Below are 24175 nucleotides of genomic sequence, written 5' to 3'. Positions count from 1 at the left end.
GTTTCAGAACCTGGCGTGGGCTGTGATGTCCGCCTGGAACTCCCCCGTCATCGCCGGGGTCACCGTCGGCCGGCACTGCGCGACCGCCGCCAGGTAGTCCTGCGTGGAGGCGCCGAGCTGGGCCGCCGCCGCTCCGCGCGCGCCCACCGCCTCCAGATCCCGCTCGAAGGACACCTGCGCCGCGATCCGCGCCGCGTGCTCGATGTCGGCCGGGGTGAACAGCTCGCTCGCCGCCACCAGCGCCGTCACGTCCACGTCGGTGCGGCCCGCCGTGTAGCGGGACCAGATCGCGGCGCGCGCCCCGGCGTCCGGGGTGCCGATCGGGATCAGGTAGTCGAAGCGCCCGGGCCGCAGGAACGCCGGGTCCAGGGAGCGGATGGAGTTGGTGGCGCACACCAGCAGCCGCTCGTCGCCCTCCCGGAATCCGGGGATCAGTTTGAGCAGCTCGTTGGTGACCCCGTGGATCCCGCCGGGCTGCGCGGGCTCGGTGCGTACGGGTGCGATCTCCTCGACCTCGTCGATGAAGACGAGGACCCGCTCCAGCTCGGCGATCCGGGCGAACGCGTCGCGCAGCGCGGCGGCCAGGTTGCCCTCGTCGGCGAGGCGGGAGGGCAGGAGTTCCACGAAGGGCCAGCCGAGCCGGGAGGCGATGGCCCGGGCGAAGGTGGTCTTGCCGGTGCCGGGCGGGCCGAAGAGGGTGATGGCGCGCGGCGGCCGCACCCCGTGCGCGGCGGCCCGTTCGGGCTCGGCGAGCGGGAGCACGACGCGCCGCTCTATGAGGTCCTTCTCGTGCTCCATTCCGGCGACCTTGGCCCACAGGTCGTTGGGCAGGAAGCGGCCGCCGAGGTCGTCGAGGAGGCCGGCCGCCGGTCCGTGCAGCGGCTCGGTCTTCTCGAAGTAGGCGACGGCGGGCTGGCGCGTGTACCCCGCGTTGAGCAGGCCTTCGCCCAGCAGGTCCTCCTCGGGCAGGACGTACGCGATCCGCCCGACGCGGGCGGCGATCAGCCGCCGCTCCAGCTCCACGAGGAGGGCGCTGGCCAGGCCGCGGCCGCGCCAGCCGGCGGCGATCGCGATCCGCATGACCCAGGCCCGCTCGCCGGTGACGCAGGCGAGGGCCGCGCCGATCGGGACGCCCTGGTGGACGGCGACCACGCAGGGCTGCCGGTCGGTGAGGGCGCTGATGCACTCGGCGAGCGAGAAGACGGATTCCTGGCCGAGTTCGGCCGTGGTGTCGATCAGGTGGACGACAGCGGCGAGATCGCTCTCGCGGTAGTCGTGGATGAGCCAGTTCACCGGGTACCGCCCCTCGTTCGTGCTCCTGCGGCGAGGCTAGGGGCGGGCGGGCCCGGCGATCACGCTCCGCGGTGCACAACAGCCGGTCCGGAAGTCCTCCGCCGCGTCCATAGACTGGTGTCTTCCACCCGAACGCCAGACCGAGGATCCCGGCACCTTCATGCTTTGCCACATACCCGCGGCCCGACGCGGGCCCCTCGTCTGGCTGCTCCCCTTCCTGTGGACCGTCTCCCTCGGCCTGTGGGGGCTCTCGCGGCAGGCCAGCGTGTGGCGGGACGAGGCGGCGACCTGGCAGGTGGCCGGGCGGTCGGCGGGCGAGATCGTGGACATGCTCGGCAACGTCGACGCCGTGCACGGGCTGTACTACCTGCTGATGCACGGGCTCTTCGAGCTGTTCGGGGCCGGTACGACCACGCTGCGGCTGCCGTCCGTCCTGGCGGTGGCGGCCGCCGCGGCCTGCGTCGCGGTGATCGGGCGGCGGCTGGCCGGGTTCTGGGCGGGGCTGGGCGGCGGGCTGGCGCTCGGACTGCTGCCGGCCGTGCAGTTCTACCTCCAGGAGGGCCGGCCGTACGCGCTGGTCGCGGCCGGCGCCGGGCTCTCCACGCTGCTGCTGGTGTCGCTGCTGTCCGCGGCGCCCGGGCCGGGGCGGCGGGCCTGGCCGCGGTGGACGGCGTACGCGGTCACGGTGCTGGTGTGCGCGCTGCTGAACTGGCTGTCGCTGCTGGTCCTGCCCGCGCACGCGGCGACGCTGTGGTGGGTGCGGGCCGGGCGCGGTGTGTGGCTGCGCTGGGCGGCGTACGGGGCCTGCGCGGTCGCGGGGGCGCTGCCGCTGGTGCTGTTCAGCCGGAGCCAGTCCGACCAGGTGTCCTGGATTCCGCCGCTGACCTGGCACATGATGATCGGCCCGGCGATCCTGCTGGCCGTCGGCGGTCTCGGGGCCTGGCTGGACCGGCCGCGCGCGGGCCGGCTGTCGGCGGCCGCGGTGGGGCTGCCGCTGCTGGCGGTGCCGCAGCTGGGCCTGATCGGGATCTCGCTGGTCCAGCCGCTGTTCCTGGACCGGTACGTGCTGTTCAGCATGGTGGGTCTGGCCCTGCTGATCGGGGCGGGGCTGGGCGCGGCCGTACGGGCGGCCCGGCCCCGGTTCCCGAGGGCGGCGGGCCTGCTCGTGCCGGGCACGGTCGGGGTCGCGGTGCTGGCGCTGCTGCCGGTGGAGCTGGGCAAGCGGGCTCCGGCCAGCCGGGTCGACGACGTACTGGCGGTGGCCGGGGAGGTGGCCCGCCTGGGGCGGCCCGGGGACGCGGTGCTGTTCGTACCGGCTGCCCGGCGGGACACGGCACTGGTCTCGCCGGGGGCGTTCGCGGGGCTGGCGGACGTGGCCCTGGAGCGGAGTCCGGTGGCCTCGGCCACCCTCAAGGGCGAGGAGGCGGATCCGGCCCGGATCCGGGAGGCGCTGCTCGGGCGGTCGCGGGTGCTGCTGGTGACGGACGCGGCGAAGGTGGCGAAGCCTTCGGGGGCCGCCCGGGACGCGGCGAAGGCCGCGGTGCTGAAGGAGCGGTTCACGGTGGTGGAGGACCGCCAGGTCCGGGGCCGCCGGGTGACGGTGTACGAGCGCCGGTAAGGGGGTCCGGCGGACGCCCCTACGGCGTTCTCACGCGGCCCGGGGGTGGGCCGCCTCGGTGTGGGAGTCCAGCCAGGACAGCGAGGCGCGGGCCAGGTCCGGCCAGCCGTGGTCGACGGTCAGGGAGTGGCCGCGGTCCTCGAAGCACTGGTACTCGGTGGTCGCGTGCGAGTGGCGGTACTGCTTGTAGGTCGAGCGGGTCAGCAGGTCCGGGACGGTGTGGTCGAGCCTGCCGGACAGCAGGAGCAGCGGGCCGCGGGTCTCGTTGCCGGTGTCGACCTCGGCCGGGGAGTGCGGGGTGAAATTGCCGAGGGCGAGCTGGAAGAGGGGCCGGGCGGTGCTCGGGATGGTCCACTCGTCGTACAGCTCCTCGGACTCCTCCTCGGAGACGGCGTTGGCGAAGCCGTAGCGGAACTGCTCGCGGTTGAGCGAGACGGACCGGCGGGTGTTGCCCGGGTTGTGCAGGACGGCGAACGTCGACTTGGCCTGGGCCGGGGCGATGGCCTTGACGCCCTTGATCTGTCCGGGGCAGATGGCGACGGCGGCCTCGGCGAGGCCCTGGCCGAGCAGGTGCTGGGCGATGAACCCGCCGACCGAGTGGCCCACGAGGACGGGCCGGGCGGGCAGGGCGCGGATGACCCTGGCGTGTGCGTCGGAGATCTCGACGAGTCCGACCCCGGCCTGGTCGTCGGGCCGGCGGCGGGCCTCGGCGACGGTGTCGGGGACCCCGGGCCACTCCGGCAGGACGGGCTCGTACCCGGCTTCGCGGAACGCGTCGGCCCACCCCTCCCAGCTCGTGGAATGCAGCCAGAGTCCGTGGATGAACACCACGGGCGTGCGGTGCTGTGCGGTCATGGCGGGACACCTCCTGGACCCCCTTGCCGCCTCTGCCAGTCTCGCCCGCGCGGCGCACGGCCGCCTGCGGAGCCCGGAACCACGGCACGAGCGGGGAGCGCCGATTCACAGGACATTCATATGGAATACCGGGCTCCGGGCATAGCTTCAGAGGGGAGGCTCGGGGCATGATCCCGCGCATGCTTCCCCGACCGGCCCACGGCCCCCGCGCCCGGCGGGCGTCCCGGATCCTGCTGGCGCTGGCCGCGATGGCCGCGCTGCTGAGCGTGGACCTGCCCGATGCGGCGGCCGTGCCGCCGCTGGGGGTCACCGCCGAGGCCGGGTCCGACCCGGCGGCGAACCGGGTCGGCGCCCTGTTCGCGGGCTCCCTCGACGGCGGGCACTTCTGCACCGCGGCCGTGGTGCACAGCGACGACCGCGATGTGATCGCCACGGCCGCGCACTGCCTGGACAACCCGGACACCACCGTGTTCGCGCCGGGCTACCGGGACGGCAAGGCCCCGTACGGGGTGTGGAAGCTGACGGGCGTGTCCGTCGCCCCGGCCTGGACAGAGGGGAAGGACCCGGACCAGGACGTCGCCTTCGCGACGGTCGCCCCGGCGGACGGCGGCACGGCGCGCATCGAGGACGCGGTGGGCGGCTTCCCGGTGGCCACCGAGCAGCCGGACGACGTGACGGTGACGATCCTCGGCTACCCCAGCGACGACGAGGCCCCACTGCGCTGCGCGAACACCACGAGCCTGTTCTCCGAGACCCAGCGCCGGATCGACTGCCCGGACCTCAGCGGCGGCACGAGCGGCAGCCCCTGGCTGGCGGACGGCGCCCTGGCCGGCGTCCTCGGGGGCTACGAGGGCGGCGGCGCGGTCCCGGAGGTCTCGTACAGCGCGGTCATGGACGACCAGGCCCTGGAGCTCTACCGCGAGGCGGCCGTCTCCGCCGGCTGACCCTCCGCACCGCCTCCGGGCGCTCGGCGCTGCTCCGCCTGGAGCCCGGTGACGGGCGCGAACCAGGTCGGGTCCTCGCGTTGGGCGCGGTGGATGCGGTCCACCGCGAAGGGTTCCAGCGGGGGCAGGGCGTCCACCTCGAACCAGGCCACCTCCAGCGACTCGCTGTCGTTGACGCGGGCCTCGCCGCCGGTGGCGCGGCAGCGGAAGGTGATGTCCTGGAACTGGCAGACGTCGCCGTTCGGGTACGTGATCGGTTCGAGCATCTGGACCAGCACCACCCGCTCCGGGACGCAATGCACCGCCGTCTCCTCATACACCTCGCGCACCGCCGTCTGCGCGGGCTGCTCCCCCGGCTCCGCGATCCCGCCGACCACGGACCAGCAGCCGGTGTCGGAGCGCCGGCCGAGCAGCACCCGCCCCTCGTCGTCGAAGACGATGGCGGTGACCCCGGGCAGCAGGAGCAGCTGGTTCCCGGCGGAGGCGCGGATCTGGCGGATGAACTCAGGTGTGGTCATCCTCCGACCCTACGAGGCCGCGCGCACCGCCGGGGCGAGGCGGTCCGCCGGGTCCGCCTCAGGCGGCCGTCCGGCGGGACCGGACCCGGCGGGCGAAGGTCCAGCCGAGGCCGCCCGCGGCGACCAGGAGCAGGACGTACTCCGGCAGCGGGCCGAAGCGGGTGGCCGGGGTCTGCGTGGAGCGCAGCGGGATCTCGGAGACGAGCGCGTCGGCGGTGAACATCTTCGTCTGCCGGACGATCTCCCCGTCGGGGCGGATCACCGCGCTGACACCGCTGGTGACGGGCACGAGCACGGTCCGGCTGTGTTCGACCGCCCGCACCCGGTCCATCGCGAGCTGCTGGTAGGTCATCTGCGAGCGGCCGAACGTGGCGTTGTTGCTCGGTACGGCGATCACCTGCGCGCCGCCTTGGACCGTGGAGCGCACGGCGTCGTCGAAGGCGGCCTCGAAGCAGGTGACCATGCCGACCGCGCTGCCCTCCATGGCGAAGACGCCCGGCTCCTTGCCGGGGCCGAAGTCGCGCTGCACCCGGTCCACGTCCGAGCTGAAGAGCCGGACGAAGGACCGCATCGGGATGCGCTCTCCGAAGGGCTGGATCTTGCGCTTGTCGTACGTGTCGACGGGCCCCTTGACCGGGTCCCACAAGATCATCGTGTTGCGCAGCGGCCCGGTCTCCGGGGCCAGTACGGAGCCGATCGCGACCGGGACACCGATGGCCTTGACCGCGTTGTCGATGACCTCGTACGCGTCGGGCTGGGTGTACGGGTCGATGTCGGAGGAGTTCTCCGGCCAGACCACGAAGTCGGGCTTCGGGACGCGGCCGGCCTTGACGTCCGCGGCGAGCTGGAGGGTGCGGTTGGCGTGGTTGTCGAGGACCGCGCGGCGCTGGGCGTTGAAGTCGAACCCGGCGCGCGGGACGTTGCCCTGGACGACGGCGGCCACCGCGGTGCCCTCCTCGGCGGCGTCCGAGACCAGCGGCCGGGCGGCCAGGGCCCCGGCGAGCGGGGCGGCCACGGCGGTCGCGGCGAGCAGCGCGGCGGTGGCCCGCCGGGTGTCGGTGGCGACGCGCAGCACCTCGTAGAGCCCGAATCCGCACAGGGCCACGGCGAAGGAGAGCAGCGGGGTGCCGCCGAGGGCGGCGAGCGGGAGGAAGACGCCGTCGGCCTGGCCGAAGGCGAGCTTGCCCCAGGGGAAGCCGCCGAAGGGGGCCCGGGCGCGCAATGCCTCGCCGGCGGTCCATACGGCCGCGCCCCACAGGGGCCAGGCGGGGAGCCGGCTGACGAGGGCGATCCCGAGGCCGGTGAGGCCGATCAGGAGGGCTTCGACGGTGGCGAGGGCCAGCCAGGGGACCGGGCCGACGCCCTCGCTGGTCCAGATGAGCAGCGGCAGCAGGAAGCCCAGGCCGTGCAGGAAGCCGAGGCCGAAGCCGGCGCGGGCCCGGCGGCCGCGGAGGCAGGCGCCGAGCAGGGCGAGGGCGAAGGGGGCCAGCCACCACAGCGGACGGGGCGGGAAGCTCAGGTAGAGCAGCACGCCGGATGCGGCGGCGAGGGCGGCGCGCACCGGCCAGGCGGCCGCCCACCGCCGGGAGGTCGCGGCCAGGGTTGCGGGTTCCGCTTCTCCGTCGACACCGGGTCCGGGCTCTGCGGTGACACTGCTGCTCATCTGCCGGAGTGTACGTGCCCGCCCGCGGGCAGCGGGAGAATCCTCAGCGGGCAAGTGCGCGCAGGTGGGTGCGGATGACCCGGACCGCGTTCTCGGCGTCGTCGACGGTGACGGTGAACACCTTGCCGTCGCCGAGCCGCAGCTCCACTCCCTCGCCGCGCCGGACGATCACGGCGGTTCCCCTTTCGGGCCGCCAGCGGTAGCCCCAGCCACCCCACTGCTGGGGGGTGATCCGGGGGACGAACTCGGCGGAGGCCACCTCCGCGAGCCGGATCTTGCGGCGCGGCAGCCCGATGTGGCCGCAGCGGACCTCCATGGCCTCGGCGTCGACGGTGACGGCGACGTACACGAAGGCGAGCGTGCCGTAGAGGATCAGCAGTCCGACGGCGAGGCAGCCGATCACGGACATCAGCAGCGGGACGATGCCGGAGGTCCAGTTCGAGTCGACGGCGAGCCCGACGCCGAGCGCGAGGCAGGCCGCGCCGGCCGCGGCGAGCAGCCATTGCACCCGGTTGGAGGCCCGTCCCGTCCACAGCGGACCCGGGGGGTGAACCGTCATGTGTAGCAGCGTACTCACGTTCCGCATGTGCGGCACCGCCTCTGGCCCACTCGGCACGGACGCGTCGCACGCGGCGGAGCGCCGTCGCAGCCGCGCCTGCCCGACCAGGACCTCAAGTAAACCTGAGGTACTTCGGTGGCCCGGGTGACCGCTCACGACCACCCCGGGGGCGGGGTGGTGCTTGCGCACGCGGTGTACTGGCCTGCGTATGCCCCGCACCGCCCGAGGAGGAATTGTGATCAGTCGGCTCGACCGCGCCGTGGGCGCCGTTCTGGGCTCGGCCGTCGGCGACGCCCTCGGCGCGCCCTACGAGTTCGGGCCCGCCGGGGAACTGACCGCGCGCGGCCAGGAGATGCGCGGGGGCGGCGGCTGGGATCCGGGCGAGGCGACCGACGACACGCAGATGGCGGTCCTGGTCGGCGAATCCCTCCTGGAGCACGACGGCCTCGAACTCCCCGACGTCTTCGGGCGGTTCCAGCGCTGGGCGGCCGCCGAGCCCAAGGACATCGGCCTCCAGACGGAGGACGTGCTGACGAGCGGCGAGGCCTGGGATCTGGCCGCCGCACTGCACTTCCAGATCAACGCGCGGGCGGCGGGCAACGGTTCCCTGATGCGGGCCTCCACCTCGGCCGTGTACTTCGCCGCCGCCGGGCGGGAGGGGACGATGGACGCCGCCCGGCGGATCGCGGCCCTGACGCACGGCGACCGGGCGGCCTGGGAAGGTACGGCCGTACTGCACGAGCTCGTACGGGTGATGCTCGACGGGGGCGATCCGCTGGCCGCGCTCCCCGAGGTGCTCGGCGCGGTGCACCCGGACCACCGCGGCCGTTACGGGGTCGTCCTCGGCCCCGACTGGCATCCGGGGCTGGCCACCGAGTTCAACGGGGCGGTGTGGCCCTGCCTGGGCTCCGCGGTGTGGGCGCTGCGGACGACCACCGGGTTCGCCGGGGCCGTACGGGCCGCCGTGGACCTGGGCGGGGACACCGACACCGTCGCGGCGGTCACCGGCACCCTGGCCGGGGCCCGCTACGGCCAGGCGGCGATCCCGCCGGAGTGGACGGCTCCGCTGCACGTACCGCTGCCCGGGTTCGGGGACCGGGTGCTGGATGCGGACGGGCTGCGCGCGCTCGCCCGGTCGCTGGCGGACCGGACGTAGCGCCCGGGGCCGGTGCTCGGGGTCAGCGCCCGACGGCCGCGCCCTCTCCCGCGAGCAGCCGCCCCTCGGCGTACCCGAGCGCGGCGGCGGGGAGCGCGCCCTCCTCCCCGCTGAGCAGGACGGTCAGGGTTCCGGTACGGGGCAGGCCCGGTTCGGGGAGGGCGCCGAGACGGCGCAGCGCCTGTACGGCGACGGCCTCGGCGGAGCCGTGGAAGCGGAGCTCGGCGCCGCCGGTCCGCTCGGCCAGGGCGGCCCGTACGGACGCCTCGACGAGCTCGTAGTGCGTGCAGCCGAGGACGACGTCGGTGACGTCGGCCGGGGTCAGCGCGGCGGCCGCGGCAACGGTCGCCGCGATGGCGGTGTCGTCCCCCGCCTCGACGGCGTCGGCGAGTCCCGGGCAGGGCACCTCGGTGACCCGGGCCCCGGTGGCGAAGTCACGGATCAGCCCGCGCTGGTAGGGGCTGCCGGTGGTGGCGGGGGTGGCCCAGATGGCCATGCGCCCGCCCGGGGAGGCGGCGGGCTTGATCGCCGGCACGGTCCCGATCACCGGGATCCCGGGCTCGAGCTCGGCCCGGAGGGCGGGCAGGGCGTGCACGGTGGCGGTGTTGCAGGCCACGATCAGGGCGTCCGGCCGGTGCCCGGCGGCGGCCCGGGCCACGCCGAGGGCCCGCCCGGTCAGATCGGCGGGCGTACGAGGCCCCCAGGGCATGCCGACGGGGTCGGAGGAGAGGACCAGATCGACGTCGGGCCGCAGCCGCCGCATCGCGGCGGCCGCCGCGAGGAGGCCGATTCCGGAGTCCATGAGGGCGATCTTCACCTGGTCACCTTAATGGAAGCCCACCCCCCGGGGCCCGCCAACCCCGTCCCGACGGATCCCGCGCGCCGCCCCGCGCCCGCCCGGCAGCCGCCCGGCGCCCACCCCTCACCCGCCCACGGCCGCCTCACCGCCCCGCACGGCAGCGGCCAAATCCACGACACCCCACTCCGTCTTCGGCACACTGCCCGCATGGGCCTTCTCTGCGCCGCCTGCGCCTCCCTCGCCATCTGGATCTGGCTCACCTTCGCCCAGGGCATGTTCTGGCGGACCGACGTGCGGCTACCGCCGCGCAGCGCCCCCGACCGGTGGCCGTCCGTCGCCATCGTGGTCCCGGCCCGGGACGAGGCCGAGGTGCTGCCGTGCAGCCTGCCCTCGCTCATCGCCCAGGACTATCCCGGCGAAGCCGAGGTCATCCTGGTCGACGACGGCAGTACCGACGGCACGGGCGACCTCGCCCTGCGGCTGGCCCGGGAGCACCCCGGACTGCCCCTCACCCTCACGTCCCCCGGCGAGCCGGAACCCGGCTGGACCGGGAAGCTGTGGGCGCTGCGCCACGGCATCGCGCTCGCCCGGACCGCCCACGCCACCGAGCCCGAGTACCTCCTCCTCACCGACGCCGACATCGCGCACGAGCCCGACAGCCTCCGCGAGCTGGTCGCGGCCGCGACCAGCGCCGAGCTCGACCTCGTCTCGCAGATGGCCCGTCTGCGTGCCGTCAGCGTCTGGGAGCGGCTCGTCGTACCGGCCTTCGTGTACTTCTTCGCGCAGCTCTACCCCTTCCGCCGGATCAACCGCCCGACCGGCCGGACCGCCGCCGCGGCCGGCGGCTGCGTGCTGCTGCGCACCGAGGCCGCCGTACGGGCCGGCGTGCCCGACTCGATCCGGCACGCCGTCATCGACGACGTCTCCCTCGCCCGCGCCGTCCGGCGCTCGGGCGGGCGGATCTGGCTGGGGCTCGCGGAGCGGGTGGACAGCGTGCGCCCGTACCCCGCGCTCGGGGACCTGTGGCGGATGGTCTCGCGCAGCGCGTACGCGCAACTGCGCCACCAGCCGCTGCTGCTGGCCGGGACGGTGGCCGGGCTCGTGCTCGTCTACCTCGTCCCCCCGGTGGCCCTCCTCGCGGGGGCGGCGAGCGGGCACGCCGCCACCGCGTGGGCGGGCGGGCTCGCCTGGCTGCTGATGGCGGGCACCTATCTGCCCATGCTGCGCTATTACCGGCAGCCCGCAGCACTCGCGCCACTCCTTCCGCTCACGGCCCTCCTGTACCTCCTGATGACCGTCGACTCCGCCGTTCAGCACTACCGGGGTCGCGGCGCGGCGTGGAAGGGCCGAACCTATGCCCGCCCGCGTGACGCCTGAAACGAAAAACCACCCCCCGGCCGCGCCCGTTGCCGATGTCATCCCAGGTCACATCATTGTGACGCTGCGTCAGCGGCAAGTCGGTGCAACAGCCAACCGGTGAGTACGAGTAGGAGCAACCCGGGGCGGAAGTGGCGAAAACGTGCACGTGAACGGGAAGTGAAGGGTGTGGCTCTGACCTGCGAATATGCAGGTCAGCGCGGCGTTCGTCACACCTCGCTATGGACCCGGTGAAGTCGTGGGCTTAACTTAGGTCCCATGACCTCCCCCCGCTCCACTTATGGCGGCGGTTACTACTCCGCGCCCTCCTTCCCGGACACCCCCATCTACGACTCCCTCGTCGCCGAACGCGGCACCCCGCAGATCGCCCCGATCCGCGTTCCGGCCATGTACGACTCCCCCGGCTCCGGCTCCGGCTATTCGAGCGGCGGGTACCTCCCGGCCCTCGCCTCGTCGCTGCCCGCCCTGCCGGCCGCACTGCCCCCGGCCATGCCGCAGCAGCAGCAAGCCCCGGCGTACGGGTACCCGTACCAGCAGCAGGCGGCTCCCGCACCGATGCCCCTGCAGCAGGCGCCCGCTCCGTACATCCCGCAGCAGGCCGTGGCCCGCGCGGGCTACATGCAGCAGGCCCAGCCGCAGCAGCCCCGGCCGGTGGCCATGGGCACCGGGTACGAGGCGATGCGTCCGGCCGCACCGCGCCCGATGCAGGTTCCGGCTCCGGTTCCGGCCGCCTCGTACGAGGACCCGTACGGCCGCCCGTACCAGGGGCGCGGCTACTGACCGATCCGGTACTGACAGATCCGGGGACGCTCACTAGGGCGGGCGCGGGGGCTCCTGGCAGGATGCTCCCATGTCGAACTTGTACGTCCAGGCGCTCCACATCCATCCCGTCAAGTCGGTAGCGGGGACAGCTCCCGACGAGATGGCCGTGGAGCCCTGGGGCCTGTCCGGGGACCGGCGGTGGGCATTGGTCGACACCGAGGGCACGGTCATCACCCAACGCCAGCAGCCCCGGCTGGCGTTGGCCGCGGCGCGTCCGCTGGGGGGCGGCGCGGTCGCCCTGTCGGCGCCGGGCATGGCCGGGCTGACCGTGGAGGTGCCGGAGCCGGGTCCGCTGGAGCCCGTCACCCTGTTCGGCAAGAAGATCGAGACCGTGGTCGCGGCGAGCGCCGCGGCCGACTGGTTCAGCGCCTACCTGGGGGTGCCGGCGCGGCTCGTGCACATGGACGACCCTGCCGTACGGCGGCCCGTCGACCCGCAGTACGCGCTGCCGGGCGAGACGGTGAGCCTCGCCGACGGCTATCCGGTGCTGCTCACGACCCTCGCGTCGCTGGACGCGCTCAACTCGCTGATCGCGCAGGGGGACCATCCCGAGGAGGGTCCGCTGCCGATGAACCGGTTCCGCCCCAATGTGGTGGTCGCCGGCGCCGAGGCGTGGGCGGAGGACGGCTGGCGGCGCATCGCGATCGGTGACGCCGTCTTCCGCGGGGCGCGGGAGTGCGGGCGGTGCATCGTCACGACCACCGACCAGGCGACGGCGGAGCGGGGCAAGGAGCCCCTCAAGACCCTGGCCCGGCACCGGCGGATCGGCAAGTCGCTGGCCTTCGGGCGGCAGCTGGTGCCGGTGCGGACGGGGACGGTGCGGGTGGGCGACGAGGTCCGCGTCCTGGAGTGAGCGGGGCTGGGGGGACCCCTCGGAATGACACCTTCGAGGGGCTGTGGGGGAACGATGGAACCAAGCACCGTGAGCGGGCCGTTGGTGCATTCGACGGCTGTGACAGGAAGGTGCGGAAGCAACTTCATGCACCGGATCGGGTGACACGGCTGCCGCGCGTCCCGGAATGCGCGTTGCCCGGGGGTGCGGGAGGCTTGGACCGCAGGCAGACGGAGACTGGCACAAGTTGGGGGAGCCGGACCGTGTGGACAGTAACGGGTGTGTGGCGTTGGCGGCGCAATCCACTGCGCCGGCCGACCGATCTCTTCGAGGCATGGGTGGCGTTCGCCGCGCTGGTCTGCGTCCTGCTCGTGGCTCCGGCCGTCGGCACGGTCGCGGGCCTGGAGGTGGACGGCACGCTCCAGCGGGCCGCGCGCGAACAGCGGCAGGAGCGGTACCTCGTTCCGGCGGTGGTGGTCCGGCCCGCCGCGGAGCCGCCCGCGGGGACGGAGGCCGATCCGTCGGCGCAGCGGCAGACCCCGCAGCGCACGCAGATCGTGGCGTCCTGGACGGCGCCCGACGGCAGCAGCCACCAGGGCACGGTACCGGCGGCGGAGGAGCCGCCGCGGGCGGGCGACCGGTTCCGGATATGGACCGATACGCAGGGCCGGCTCGTGGGGCGCCCCCTCGACACGTCCTCGGCGAGCGTCCACGCGGCGGTGGTGGGCCTGGCCGCCGCTCTCGGCGCGGCCGCGCTGGTGGAGACGGTCCGCCGGCTCGTCGTACGAAGGCTCATGCATCGTCGGTACATACGGCTGGACCGCGCCTGGGCGGCGGCGGGACCGGACTGGGGCCGGGCGGGCGCGGGCAGCTGACCTGGCATCTCACCGGCTCCGCGCGCGCTACGGTGGAGCGGCCAGGTCCGGTCGCCGCCAAGGCGGCGGGCGGCGGCGGTGGTTTCAGTCGCTTCGATGGCACGAGCACGAGGGCGGGGGCACGACAGCACCATGGCACAGGGCACGGTCCAGGTGACGCACGGCGGGTCTTCGCGGTGGCGGCGCCGCTCCGGTGAGTATCCGACGCTGGCCGCCGCGCTCGCCGTCGCGGGCGACGGGGACGTGCTGTCCATCGCCCCCGGCACCTACCGGGAGAACCTGGTGCTCGACCATGCCGTGACCCTGCGCGGGCCGGAGGGCTCGGTGGGGTCGGTGCGGATCGCCCCGCTCGACGGGGTCGCGCTGACGGTGCGCGCCTCGGCCGTGGTCCAGGACCTGCACCTGGAGGGCCAGGACCGGGCGGCGCCCGCGCTGCTGGTCGAGGAGGGCTCGCCCGAGCTCACCGACCTGCGGGTGAGCACCCGGTCCGCGGCGGGGATCGAGGTGCGCGGCGGGGCCCGGCCCCTGGTGCGGCGGTGCACGGTGGAGAACCCGGCGGGCGTCGGGATCGCCGTACTGGACGGCGGCGGCGGGGTGTTCGAGGAGTGCGAGGTGGTGGCCGCCGGGCAGACCGGGGTCTGCGTCCGCGGCGGCGGGCGGCCGCGGCTGGAGCGCTGCCGGATCCACCACGCCTCGGGTGCGGGCATCGCGGTCACCGGCGAGGGTTCGGGCCTGGAGGCGCTGGGCTGCGAGGTGTACGAGATCAAGGGCACGGGTGTGCAGATCGCCGCGCGTGCGGCGGCCCGCCTCACCGACTGCTCGGTGCACCGCACGTCGACGGACGGGGTCACCCTCGACACGGACGCGGTGCTCACGCTCGCCGGCTGCGACATCCACGACATCCCGGAGAACGCGGTGGACCTGCGTTCCCGTTCCGTGCTCACGCTCAGCCGCACCACCGTCCGCAGGTTCGGCCGCAACGGCCTGTCGGTGTGGGATCCGGGTACCCGGGTGGATGCCGAGTCCTGCGAGATCCACGACAGTACGGGCGACTATCCGGCGGTGTGGATCAGTGACGGGGCCACCGCCTCGCTGAGCTCCTGCCGGGTGCACGACGTACCGGACGCGGTGTTCGTCCTGGACCGGGGCTCGCGCGCCGACGTGGTCGACAGCGATCTCTCCCAGGTGCGCAACACGGCCGTCTCGGTGAGCGACGGGGCCACCGCGCAGGTCGACGACTGCCGGATCCGGGAGGCGGCGACCGGGGCCTGGTTCCGCGACCACGGCAGCGGCGGCACCCTCGCCAACTGCACGATCGACGCCGTCCAGACGGGGGTGATCGTCACCAAGGGGGCGGATCCCGCGCTGGAGCGGTGCACGGTCAGTTCCCCCACCGAGGCGGGGTTCTACGTGTCGGCGGGCGGCCGCGGGAGCTTCCAGTCCTGCCGGGTGACGGGCAGTTCCGGCTTCGGCTTCCACGTCATCGACGGCTGCCGCACCACGCTGACCCGCTGCCACACCGAGCGCTGCGCGCGCGGGGGCTACGAGTTCGCGGAGGACGGCCCGGTCGCCGAGGACTGCACCAGCGACGAGTCCGGGTCACGGCTCGCCGCCCAGTCGGCAGGGGCAGGAGCCGGGGCTCCGGCCGGTGAGCGCGCGGGGATCCGTACGGTCGGCGCGGTCCGGGGCCCGGTGGTGGAGGCGGCGCGGGTGCCGGCCCCGCGGGGCGTCAAGGAGGCGGACCGGGAGTCGCCGGGGGCGGCGCGCGGCTCCGGCGAGGTGCTGGGGCAGCTCGACGCACTGGTGGGACTGGACAGCGTCAAGCGCGAGGTGCGGGCGCTCACCGACATGATCGAGGTGGGCCGGCGGCGGCAGCAGGCGGGCCTCAAGGCCGCCTCGGTGCGCCGCCATCTGGTGTTCACCGGCAACCCCGGCACGGGCAAGACGACGGTGGCCCGGCTCTACGGGGAGATCCTGGCCTCCCTCGGGGTCCTGGAGCGCGGCCACCTGGTCGAGGTCTCCCGGGTGGACCTGGTCGGCGAGCACATCGGTTCCACCGCGATCCGCACCCAGGAGGCGTTCGACCGGGCGCGCGGCGGGGTGCTGTTCATCGACGAGGCGTACGCGCTATCCCCGGAGGACTCCGGGCGGGACTTCGGGCGCGAGGCGATCGACACGCTGGTGAAGCTGATGGAGGACCACCGGGACGCGGTCGTGGTGATCGTCGCCGGGTACACGGCGGAGATGGACCGGTTCCTGACCGTCAATCCGGGTGTGGCCTCGCGGTTCTCGCGGACCATCACGTTCGGGGACTACGGCCCGGAGGAACTGCTGCGGATCGTGGAGCAGCAGGCGGAGGAGCACGAGTACCGGCTCGGGGAGGGCACCGCGAAGGCGCTGCTGACGTACTTCACGGAGCTGCCGAAGGGGCCGGCGTTCGGCAACGGCCGTACGGCGCGGCAGACCTTCGAGTCGATGGTCGAGCGCCACGCGGGCCGGGTGGCGCAGCTCCCGGACCCGGGCACGGACGAACTCACCCTCCTGTTCCCGGAGGATCTCCCGGCGCTTCCGGCGCTTCCGAACCTTCCTGCGCTGCCGACGCCTTGCTGACCCTGGGGCCGGGTACGGCCGGGGTGGCCGGAGCCGGTGTGACGGGCGGGGCCGGTACGGCCGCTGCGGAATGTGGGGCCGGCGTGTGGCCGTGCCCGATCGGCCGGGACCGGGCACGGCGGGCCGGTCCGGCCAGCCGCGCCAGGAGGGCATCGCGCTCGGTGGCGAAGGCCGGGTCGGCCTGGTAGTCGAAGTGGCCGAGGATCGGCGCGGGCAGCGGGTAGCGGGCGCTGCGCCCGTAGGCGAGCGGATCGGCCAGCGGCCCCCGGTCGACGGTATCGGCGGGGGCGGCGGTCGAGGCGGCCGGGCCCGGCAGGGTGGCGTCGGCCGGTGGGAGGACCGGGCCGCCGATGGGGTCCGTGGCGCGCCAGAGGTTGCGCCAGCAGTCGATGTCGGCGTGCAGCGCGGCGAGCGGGCCCGGGCCGAAGTACGCCGGGAACCAGCGCCCGTAGAGCCGCCGGAGCGGGGAGCCGTACGTGAGCAGGGCGACCCGGCGGCGGACCTGCGGCGGTAGCTGCCAGACGGCGGCGGCCGCGAGGACGCTGCCCTGCGAGTGGCCGGAGATGACCAGGCGGCCGCCGGTGCGGCCGGTCCAGCCGGTCATCCGCCAGGTCAGGTCGGGGACGGCCCGCTCGGCGTAGCAGGGCGGCGCGAACGGATGGGCGGCGCGCGGCCAGAAGGTGCCGACGTCCCACAGCACGCCTATGGTGCGGCGGGCGGCGGGGTCCCGGTAGGCGCGGCGGCCCCAGGCGACGAACGCGGCGATGCCGAGGCCTATCAGCCAGGACCCGGCGTCCTGCGCCGCGCGGGCGGCGGTCTCCAGCAGCGGGTGGGCGCCGCGGACCGCCTCACCCGGCACCTCCCCGCTGAGCCAGGCCCCGGCGAGGGCGCCCGCGCCGAGCAGCAGGGTGATCCCGGAGACGGCGGCCACGAACCAGGGCGCGGAGTCGGTGAGCGCGGCGGCGGCCCGGACACCGGCGATCCGGCGGCTGCGGTTCTCGTCGGGCGGCTCCCCGGGGTACTCGGCGGCCACCCCGGCGGCGAGCCGGCGCCGCGCGAGGACCCCGCGTACGGCGAACCAGGCGGCGAGCAGCGCCAGTACGAGGAGCAGCGGAGGCAGTACGGCCGCCTGCCAGGACAGCAGCACGGGCGGCGCGGGCAGCGGTGCCCCGGCCGACGAGGGGGAGGCCCCGCCGTCCAGCCAGTCGGCGACCCGCTGGGCGACCCCGCCGGACATCACCCCGCCGAGGGCGCAGCCGAGCATGGCGATGGCGGGCCCGCCGAGCCCGTACAGGGCGGTCGCCGGGTCGGGGGCGAGCCGGTACAGGCGGACGGCGACGGCGGCGAGCAGCAGCACGCAGCACCCCTGGCCGAGCATGAGCACGCCGAAGGCGAAATCGCCGGGGAGCCGCCCGGTGGAGGTCCACCCGGGGCGTGACCAGCCGGCGTAGAGCAGTACGGCGGCGAGCAGCGCGAGGGCGGAGCCGGGCAGCAGGGTGATGGCGGCCCGGTCGAGGCGGTGGTCGGCGCGGTCCTCGGTGCGGCCGCGCCGGCAGACGACCCAGGCGACGGCGACGGCCCCGGCGGCGAGCGCCGCCTCCACCGCCCAGCCGAGTGCTTCGAGTACGGGGCCGCCGTCGGCGCGGCGGTCGTAGCGGGCGGTGGGCGCGGCGACGGCGGCCGCGACGATCAGCAGCCCGGCGGCGGTGTGCGCGGCGCGCAGCCGGGCCACGATGCGCCGCCCGTACCAGAATCCGGGCCGGCCGAGCGCGGGCGTACCGTCCGGGACGGCGGCGGGGACGGCGGTGTCCGCCGGCGGGGGCTGGGACTCGTACGCGCTCCACGTACGGTTCGACAGGTACCACAGCAGCCCCGTCAGCGCGGCCGGGACCAGCGCGCCGAGCGCGAGCCGCCGCCCCGGCTGGCCCCACCAGCCGCCCGGCTCCAGGAACCCGAGCCAGGACCGGGAGCCGGTGCAGGCGCCGGACCCCGCGCACTGCCAGGCCAGGAGGTCGAGCGCGACCTCGCAGGCGGCCGCGATCAGCAGCAGGGTGAGGCTGAGCGCGAGGACGCGTACGAGGACCCCGTACGTGCGCGTCGCGCACGGCGCCGGACCGGTGGCGGGCGCGGCCGGCCGGGCCCAGTGCGCGAGGTTGACCACCATGAAGGGCAGGAGCAGCAGCCACAGGGCGCGGGAGCCGTTGCCGGAGGTGAGCCGGGACCAGCAGTAGGCCTCGACCACGGGGCGGCCGGCGTACCACTCGGGGTGGGCCTCGGCGTCGGCGTCCGCGGCGCGCCGGAACACGGCGGCGGTGGAGTCCCCGGTGATCCGGACGGTGCGCGGATCACCCAGCAGCTCGTCGGGGGGTGCGCCGTGGACTCCGTGCACGCGGAGTTCGAGGGCCAGGGGGCGCGGGGGTGTGAGGAGTTCGAGGGCCAGGGGATGCAGGGGCTGCGGGGGCTGGGGGTTGTCCGGCACGTCGGCCTCCGCTCGCGGGGCGGGATCAGCGCACCCCAGCATCCCGCGCCCCGAAGCGCCTGCCTAGGGGGTGTCCGGGTGACCTTCGGGGCTCGGGAACCTCGTGGGCGGGCCTGCGTGGCGGCGGCCCGGCGGCGCCTGGTGGCGGCCCGGCGGCTGCTCGGCGGCGCTTGGTGGCGGCCCGGCGGCGGCCCGGCGGCTGCTCGGCGGCGCTTGGTGGCGGCCCGGCGGCGGCCCGGCGGCTGCTCGGCGGCGGACATCTGACGATCCGACAGTTAAGGTACGCGGACGCACGTTCCGCTGCGCACCCCCAGGAGGGACCGCCATGGCTCGCCGACTCCGCCCGGTGGGGCTGGACTTCATCGAGGACGCCCCGACCCGCCTGCACTTCACCGCGCGGACGACGGCGGGGCCCGAGGCCGTGTACCGAGCCCTGGCCGAGGACGTCGAGGGGTGGCCGCGGTGGTTCCGGGCGGTGACCCTGGCCCGGCCGACGCACGGCGGCGCGGGCCGGGAGGTCCGGCTGGTCGGCGGGACCCGCTTCGAGGAGACGATCATGGCGGCGGACCCGGAGCGGCGCTACGCGTACCGGGTCGACGAGACCAACGCCCCCGGGATCCGCGCCCTGTTGGAGGAGTGGCGGCTCGCCCCCGCCGACCCCTGCTCCGGCACCCTCGTCCGCTGGACCTTCGCGGTGGACGGCCCGGCACCGCTCCGGCTCGCCCTCATCGCGGCCCGTCCGCTCCTGGGGCGGTCGTTCCGGTCGGCGGTCCGGGCACTGGACGCCCGCCTGACGTCCCGCCGCCCGGCCGCCGGTCAGTGACGGGGCCCGTCGTGGGCGGCGCCCGTCCGGTCAAGCCGCCGGCTCGCGCCAGACGCCGGTCGCCAGCAGGGTTTCGAGGGTCTGCGTGTACGGGGCGATGTCCAGGCCCTGGGTGGCCAGCCACTCGTCCGAGTAGTACTTGTCCAGGTAGCGGTCGCCCGGGTCGCACAGCAGGGTGACCACGCTGCCCTTGCGGCCCTCGGCGACCATCTCCGAGATGATCTTCAGCGCGCTCCACACACCCGTCCCCGTCGAGCCGCCCGCCTTGCGGCCGATGGCCTGTTCGAGGGCGCGGCAGGCGGCGACGCTCGCCGCGTCGGGGACCTTCATCATGCGGTCGATGGCTCCGGGCACGAAGCTCGGCTCCATCCGCGGCCGCCCGATGCCCTCGATGCGCGATCCGCAATCGCTGCTCGCGTGCGGGTCGTTGTTGGTCCAGCCGTCGAAGAAGCAGGAGTTCTCCGGGTCCGGGACGCACACCCGGGTGTCGTGCTGCATGTAGTGCACGTAGCGGGCGATGGTCGCGGACGTACCGCCCGTACCCGCCGTGGCCACGATCCACGCCGGCTCGGGGTAACGCTCCAACCGCAGCTGCTGGTACATCGATTCCGCGATGTTGTTGTTGCCGCGCCAGTCGGTCGCCCGCTCGGCGTACGTGAACTGGTCCATGTAGTGCCCGCCCGTGCGGGCGGCGAGCTCCGCGGACTCCTCGTACATCTTCATCGAGTCGTCCACGAAGTGGCATTCGCCGCCGTGGAATTCGATGAGCCGGCACTTCTCCGGGCTGGTCGTACGCGGCATGACGGCGATGAACGGAACGCCGATCAGCTTCGCGAAGTACGCCTCGGAGACGGCGGTCGAGCCGGACGAGGCCTCGATGACCGGGCGTCCGGGGCGGATCCAGCCGTTGCACAGCGCGTAGAGGAACAGCGAGCGCGCGAGACGGTGCTTGAGGGAGCCGGTCGGGTGCGTGGACTCGTCCTTGAGGTAGAGGTCGATGCCCCATTCCTCGGGGAGCGGGAAGCGCAGCAGGTGGGTGTCGGCGGAGCGGTTGGCGTCGGCCTGGACCTTGCGGACGGCCTCCTTCAGCCAGGCGCGGTAGTCCGCGTCGCTTCGGTCGACGTCGATTGTCGTAGCCGTCGTACCGGAGGTACGGGTGGTGCTCATGCGCCTTGCTCCTTCGTGCGTTTTTTCGCCCCCTGCTTTCGCAATGTACCTCCCCCACCTGCACAAACAGTCACTTTGAGTATCTATGCGGATCGCTTTCGATCGCGTTCGGTTGCATACACGGGCACCGTGGGTGACTCTGGTGGAGCATTACTGAGGGTGCAGCACCCGTAACACTCATGTCGGGGAGTCGCAGCCGTGATCAGTCATTCACGCAGGCACTGCGTCGTCGAACTGCAGGCCTTGCCGTCCCGGATCGGACAGATCCGAAGGATCGTTTCAGCGCAATTGCGCCACTGGCAGCTCGATCCGCTCATAGACCGGGCTGCGCTCGGCGTGACGGAGCTGCTCAGCAACGTCCACCGCCACGCGCAGCCGGACAAGACGTGCACCGTCGAGATCGAGCTGCGGCTGGGGCGGCTCACGGTCTCGGTGTACGACAGCGATCCGCGGCTTCCCGTCCTGCGGGAGGCGGCCGCGGACGCGCTGGAGACCTGCGGGCGCGGGCTCGCGCTGGTCGCGGCGGTCAGCGAGGCCTGGGGGGCGCGGAACCAGGCCGACGGCCCCGGGAAGGTGGTGTGGTTCTCGCTCCGCGCCGCCCCGGTCGGCACCGGTTCCAAGCCCGTACGGGAGCCCGCGCCGGCGGTGGTGGTCGCGGTGGACCCGAGCGCCCTCCCGGCAGCCGTGCCGGTGGCGGCCTCGGTCGGCGCCAGGCCCGGGTAGGAGTTCCGCCGCCGCACCCCGCGCACCACGCCCGGCAGCCCTGGCGGCACCGGCGCCGCCAGGGCGCCGGCGGGCTGCGGCCGGGACGGCACCGAGCCGGGGCCCGAGCCCTCACCCGACGCCGAGCCCCCACCCGGCGCCGAGCCCTCACCCGACGCCGAGCACGGCCGGGAGGGGCCGGAACGGCCTAAGCCGCCGCCCCCAGCGTGCCCAGCGGGTCGTCCAGGACCGGCTGCCAGGCCAGCTCGGCGGCGCCCACCAGGCTGTTGTGGTCCAGGGTGCAGGGCAGGATCGGGACTCCCCCGCTGCGGCCCCACAGGCTGCGGTCCGCGACCACCGCGCGAAGCCGCTCCGGGTCCGCGTTCAGGAGCTCCCGGTGCAGCCCGCCCAGGATGATCCGGTCCGGGTTCAGGATGTTGACCAGCCCCGCGAGGCCCAGGCCCAGCCGGTCGATGAGCTCCTCGGCGGCCGCCCGTACCGCCGGCTCCGCGTACTCCTCGCGCAACAGGTCGCGGGCCTGCTGGAGCAGCGACACCTCCGGGCCCGGTGTGCGGCCCGCCGCGGTCAGGAAGGCCAGCGGATCGGCCTCCACGTCCAGGCAGCCGCGGCCGCCGCAGTGACAGGGCCGGCCCTCCGGGTTCACCGTGAGGTGGCCGACCTCCAGGGCCAGCCCCGAACTCCCGCTGTGCAGACGGCCGTCCAGTACGAGCGCGCCGCCCACCCCGCGGTGGCCGGTGGCCACGCACAGCAGGTGCTGGGCGCTGCGGCCCGCGCCGTGCCGGTGCTCGGCGAGCGCGGCCAGGTTGACGTCGTTCCCGGTCAGGGCCGGGCCGTCGATCCCGGCCGCCTTCACGCACTCCGTGAAGATGGCCCGTACGGGAGCCCCGGCCGGCCAGGCCAGGTGCAGCGGGTTCAGCGCCGTACCCTCCGGCTCCGCGACCGCCGACGGCACCGCGAGCCCCGCGCCGATGCAGCGGCGGCCGGTCTCGGCGAGCAGCGCCGCGCCCGCCTCGACGACCTCGCCGAGCACCTGGGCCGGATCCGCGGAGACGGTGACCTTGCCGGGGGCGGTGGCCACGATCCGGCCGCCGAGGCCGACCAGCGCGGCCCGGAACCCGTCGGAGTGCACCTGCGCGGCCAGCGCCACGGGGCCGTTCTCGTCGATGGAGAGCCGGTGCGAGGGGCGGCCCTGGGTGCCTCCCGCGCCGCCCGGGCGGGAGTCGACGCGGATCAGGCCGAGCGCCTCGAGCTCGGCTGCGACCGCCCCGGCCGTGGCGCGGGTGACACCGAGCTCGGCGGTCAGGACGGCGCGGGTCGGGGCCCGGCCCGTGTGGACGAGCTCCAGCGCCGGGCCGAGGGCGCCGCGGCCCCGCTCCAGCTTGGTCCTCGCCGAAGACGCACTCGAAGACGCGGATTCGGCCGCCGACGCGGAAGACGCCGCGGACAGCGCGGACACCGCGGTCACATCCCCCACCCGCGGCGGGGCCCCGTTGCCGTTCATGAGAGCGATCCTCGCATGATCGGCGGTGTGCGCGGCGCCGCCGATCAGCCGGGGACCGCCCCGAGGCCGCCGACCCGCAGGGTGATGTTCAGCCGCCCGGTCAGCCCGAGCCCGGGCGGGGCGGTGCCGGGCAGGACCTTCGGCACCCCGTGATAGGCCAGCCGGGCCGGGCCGCCGAAGACGAACAGATCGCCGCTGCGCAACCGGACGTCCTGGTACGGGCGGCCGCGCGAGTCGGTGTTGCCGAAGCGGAAGACGCACGTATCGCCGAGGCTGAGGGAGACCACCGGAGCCCCCGACTTCTCCTCGGCGTCCCGGTGCATGCCCATGCGGGAGTCGCCGTCGTAGAAGTTGATCAGCGCGATGTCGTACGCGTACGGATCCGCAGTCGCCGCCCCGGTCCCGGGCGCGGCCGCGGCCGCATCGTCGTTCCCGTATGCCGCCGCCACCGCCTCCCGCCCCAGCTCCGCGAGCCAGCCGGGCATCGGCTTGACCGGGGCCCCGTCGCCGTCCACGGCGGTGCGGGCGTACCCGTACGGATACCAGTGCAGCCCGAGGCACACCTGGCGGGCGGTCATCGTCCCGCCGCCGGGTGTCCGTACGGTGCGCAGGCCGGCGGGCGGGCGCGCCCAGGCGCGGCAGGCGGCGAGCAGCTCCCGCTGGCGCCCCGGCCCGAGCCAGTCGGGCACGTGCACGGCGCCGGGGGCGATCTCGGTCCGCTCGCGCGGGAAGAGTTCCCCGTCCATGGCTCCATTCTCACCGGCATTGTCAGCGGCCGGTGCGACACTGCCCGCATGAAGATCTCGGAGTATGTGGAGACGCTTGCGCAGGAAGGCGAGTTGCTCGCCGAGACGGCCGAGCGGGCGGGTACGGAGGCCCCCGTGCCCACCTGTCCCGGGTGGCGGGTCGCCGATCTGGTGCGGCACACGGGCGCGGTGCACCGGTGGGCCGCCGGGTACGTCAGGGACGCGGTCGTGGAGCCGGGCCCGTTCCCGGACGCCCCGGAGCTGGTCGGCGCCGAGTTGCTGGCCTGGTACCGGGAGGGGCACGAGGCCCTGGTGCGGACGCTGACCGAGGCGCCGGCCGACGTGCAGTGCTGGACCTTCCTTCCGACGGCCGCGCCGTCGCCGCTGGCCTTCTGGGCGCGCCGGCAGGCGCACGAGACGGCCGTGCACCGGATGGACGCGGAGGCGGCGCTCGGCGTGGCCTACGCGCCGGTGGCACCCGAGTTCGCCGAGGACGGGGTGGACGAGCTGCTGACCGGCTTCCACGCGCGGCCGCGCAGCCGGATGCGGACGCAGGAGCCGCGGATGATGCGGATCCGCGCCGCCGACACGGGCGCGGTGTGGACCGTACACCTGTCGCCGGAGCCGCCCCGTACGGTCTCGGGCGATACGGGCGACCCGGCGGACTGCGAGGTGACCGGGACGGCGTCGTGGCTGTACGCGGCGCTGTGGAACCGGCTTCCGCTGATGGGACCGGGGGTGACCGGGGACGAGTCGCTGGCGCGGCAGTGGGCCGAGGGGGCCGGGATCGGCTGACGGAATCCGGGGGCGGGGGC

The 24175-nt window shown here is 74.8% G+C and carries 21 protein-coding genes; 11 read left to right on the top strand and 10 right to left on the bottom strand.

The window, feature by feature from the left end:
- Positions 1-3: 3 nt before the first annotated feature.
- Positions 4-1293, bottom strand: coding sequence for an ATP-binding protein (locus IF02_RS0116700; RefSeq protein WP_030157660.1), 1290 nt, complete (start codon positions 1291-1293; stop codon positions 4-6).
- A gap of 160 nt (positions 1294-1453) precedes the next feature.
- Here IF02_RS0116700 and IF02_RS0116695 point away from each other — a divergent pair, with 160 nt between their 5' ends.
- On the top strand, positions 1454-2911 hold the full coding sequence (locus IF02_RS0116695; RefSeq protein WP_030157658.1) for a hypothetical protein: 1458 nt from the start codon (positions 1454-1456) through the stop codon (positions 2909-2911).
- Positions 2912-2941: 30 nt separating this feature from the next.
- Here the strand turns inward: IF02_RS0116695 and IF02_RS0116690 are convergent, their stop codons facing one another.
- Positions 2942-3766, bottom strand: a complete 825-nt coding sequence (locus tag IF02_RS0116690; RefSeq protein WP_037836446.1) for an alpha/beta hydrolase — start codon at positions 3764-3766, stop codon at positions 2942-2944.
- Between the two features lie 179 nt (positions 3767-3945).
- Here IF02_RS0116690 and IF02_RS0116685 point away from each other — a divergent pair, with 179 nt between their 5' ends.
- Entirely contained in the window at positions 3946-4710 is a 765-nt protein-coding gene (locus tag IF02_RS0116685; RefSeq protein WP_030157654.1) for a trypsin-like serine peptidase, read from the top strand.
- On the opposite strand, the gene IF02_RS0116680 is transcribed toward IF02_RS0116685, so the two are convergent.
- Genes IF02_RS0116680 through IF02_RS0116670 form a run of 3 tightly spaced genes read right to left on the bottom strand, consistent with a single transcriptional unit; the run spans position 4680 to position 7450 of the window.
- Complete coding sequence (locus IF02_RS0116680; RefSeq protein ID WP_078622131.1) at positions 4680-5228, bottom strand: NUDIX hydrolase; 549 nt, start codon at positions 5226-5228, stop codon at positions 4680-4682. The genes IF02_RS0116685 and IF02_RS0116680 overlap by 31 nt on opposite strands.
- 58 nt (positions 5229-5286) lie before the next feature.
- A complete protein-coding gene (gene lnt, locus IF02_RS0116675) occupies positions 5287-6891 on the bottom strand; it encodes an apolipoprotein N-acyltransferase (protein ID WP_030157651.1) in 1605 nt (534 codons plus the stop codon).
- 43 nt (positions 6892-6934) lie between these two features.
- Positions 6935-7450 (bottom strand): hypothetical protein, encoded by a 516-nt coding sequence (locus tag IF02_RS0116670; RefSeq protein WP_234318226.1) that lies wholly within the window; start codon positions 7448-7450, stop codon positions 6935-6937.
- A 208-nt stretch (positions 7451-7658) separates the two neighbouring features.
- Between IF02_RS0116670 and IF02_RS0116665 the strand changes: the two genes are divergently transcribed.
- Positions 7659-8606, top strand: a complete 948-nt coding sequence (locus tag IF02_RS0116665; protein ID WP_420708163.1) for an ADP-ribosylglycohydrolase family protein — start codon at positions 7659-7661, stop codon at positions 8604-8606.
- A gap of 22 nt (positions 8607-8628) precedes the next feature.
- On the opposite strand, the gene IF02_RS0116660 is transcribed toward IF02_RS0116665, so the two are convergent.
- Entirely contained in the window at positions 8629-9423 is a 795-nt protein-coding gene (locus IF02_RS0116660; RefSeq protein ID WP_030157646.1) for a glutamate racemase, read from the bottom strand.
- 189 nt (positions 9424-9612) lie between these two features.
- Between IF02_RS0116660 and IF02_RS0116655 the strand changes: the two genes are divergently transcribed.
- The 5 genes from IF02_RS0116655 to IF02_RS0116635 all read left to right on the top strand — a co-directional run bounded on the left by IF02_RS0116655 (position 9613) and on the right by IF02_RS0116635 (position 15921).
- Positions 9613-10782 (top strand): glycosyltransferase, encoded by a 1170-nt coding sequence (locus IF02_RS0116655; RefSeq protein WP_030157643.1) that lies wholly within the window; start codon positions 9613-9615, stop codon positions 10780-10782.
- Between the two features lie 258 nt (positions 10783-11040).
- Positions 11041-11562 (top strand): DUF6643 family protein, encoded by a 522-nt coding sequence (locus tag IF02_RS0116650; RefSeq protein WP_030157641.1) that lies wholly within the window; start codon positions 11041-11043, stop codon positions 11560-11562.
- A 70-nt stretch (positions 11563-11632) separates the two neighbouring features.
- On the top strand, positions 11633-12457 hold the full coding sequence (locus IF02_RS0116645) for an MOSC domain-containing protein (protein WP_030157640.1): 825 nt from the start codon (positions 11633-11635) through the stop codon (positions 12455-12457).
- A gap of 260 nt (positions 12458-12717) precedes the next feature.
- The gene (locus IF02_RS0116640; protein WP_324603768.1) at positions 12718-13311 is read left to right on the top strand and encodes a hypothetical protein; all 594 of its coding nucleotides are present in this window, start codon (positions 12718-12720) and stop codon (positions 13309-13311) included.
- Between the two features lie 132 nt (positions 13312-13443).
- Complete coding sequence (locus tag IF02_RS0116635; RefSeq protein WP_030157636.1) at positions 13444-15921, top strand: right-handed parallel beta-helix repeat-containing protein; 2478 nt, start codon at positions 13444-13446, stop codon at positions 15919-15921.
- Here IF02_RS0116635 and IF02_RS0116630 read toward each other — a convergent pair.
- A complete protein-coding gene (locus IF02_RS0116630; RefSeq protein ID WP_420708162.1) occupies positions 15845-18442 on the bottom strand; it encodes a hypothetical protein in 2598 nt (865 codons plus the stop codon). The two genes, IF02_RS0116635 and IF02_RS0116630, sit on opposite strands and share 77 nt — an antisense overlap.
- A 283-nt stretch (positions 18443-18725) precedes the next feature.
- Between IF02_RS0116630 and IF02_RS0116625 the strand changes: the two genes are divergently transcribed.
- Entirely contained in the window at positions 18726-19223 is a 498-nt protein-coding gene (locus tag IF02_RS0116625) for an SRPBCC family protein (protein ID WP_030157632.1), read from the top strand.
- Positions 19224-19253: 30 nt separating this feature from the next.
- Here IF02_RS0116625 and IF02_RS0116620 read toward each other — a convergent pair whose 3' ends face one another.
- On the bottom strand, positions 19254-20390 hold the full coding sequence (locus IF02_RS0116620; RefSeq protein WP_030157630.1) for a PLP-dependent cysteine synthase family protein: 1137 nt from the start codon (positions 20388-20390) through the stop codon (positions 19254-19256).
- Positions 20391-20588: 198 nt separating this feature from the next.
- On the opposite strand from IF02_RS0116620, the gene IF02_RS33150 reads away from it, so the two are divergent.
- Positions 20589-21113 (top strand): ATP-binding protein, encoded by a 525-nt coding sequence (locus IF02_RS33150; protein ID WP_030157629.1) that lies wholly within the window; start codon positions 20589-20591, stop codon positions 21111-21113.
- 187 nt (positions 21114-21300) lie between these two features.
- Here the strand turns inward: IF02_RS33150 and IF02_RS0116610 are convergent, their stop codons facing one another.
- Positions 21301-22614: an ROK family protein gene (locus tag IF02_RS0116610; RefSeq protein WP_234318225.1), complete on the bottom strand. Its 1314-nt coding sequence runs from the start codon at positions 22612-22614 to the stop codon at positions 21301-21303.
- Positions 22615-22658: 44 nt separating this feature from the next.
- Positions 22659-23360, bottom strand: coding sequence for an alpha-ketoglutarate-dependent dioxygenase AlkB family protein (locus IF02_RS0116605; RefSeq protein ID WP_030157625.1), 702 nt, complete (start codon positions 23358-23360; stop codon positions 22659-22661).
- A 48-nt stretch (positions 23361-23408) separates the two neighbouring features.
- On the opposite strand from IF02_RS0116605, the gene IF02_RS0116600 reads away from it, so the two are divergent.
- Positions 23409-24155 carry a maleylpyruvate isomerase family mycothiol-dependent enzyme gene (locus tag IF02_RS0116600; RefSeq protein ID WP_030157623.1) on the top strand — a complete coding sequence of 249 codons (747 nt, stop codon included), beginning with the start codon at positions 23409-23411 and terminating at the stop codon, positions 24153-24155.
- Positions 24156-24175 lie beyond the last annotated feature (20 nt).

The organism is Streptomyces sp. NRRL S-244, assembly GCF_000717915.1.
Classification (GTDB): Bacteria; Actinomycetota; Actinomycetes; order Streptomycetales; family Streptomycetaceae; genus Streptomyces.
This window is presented reverse-complemented; position numbering and strand designations above follow the sequence as displayed.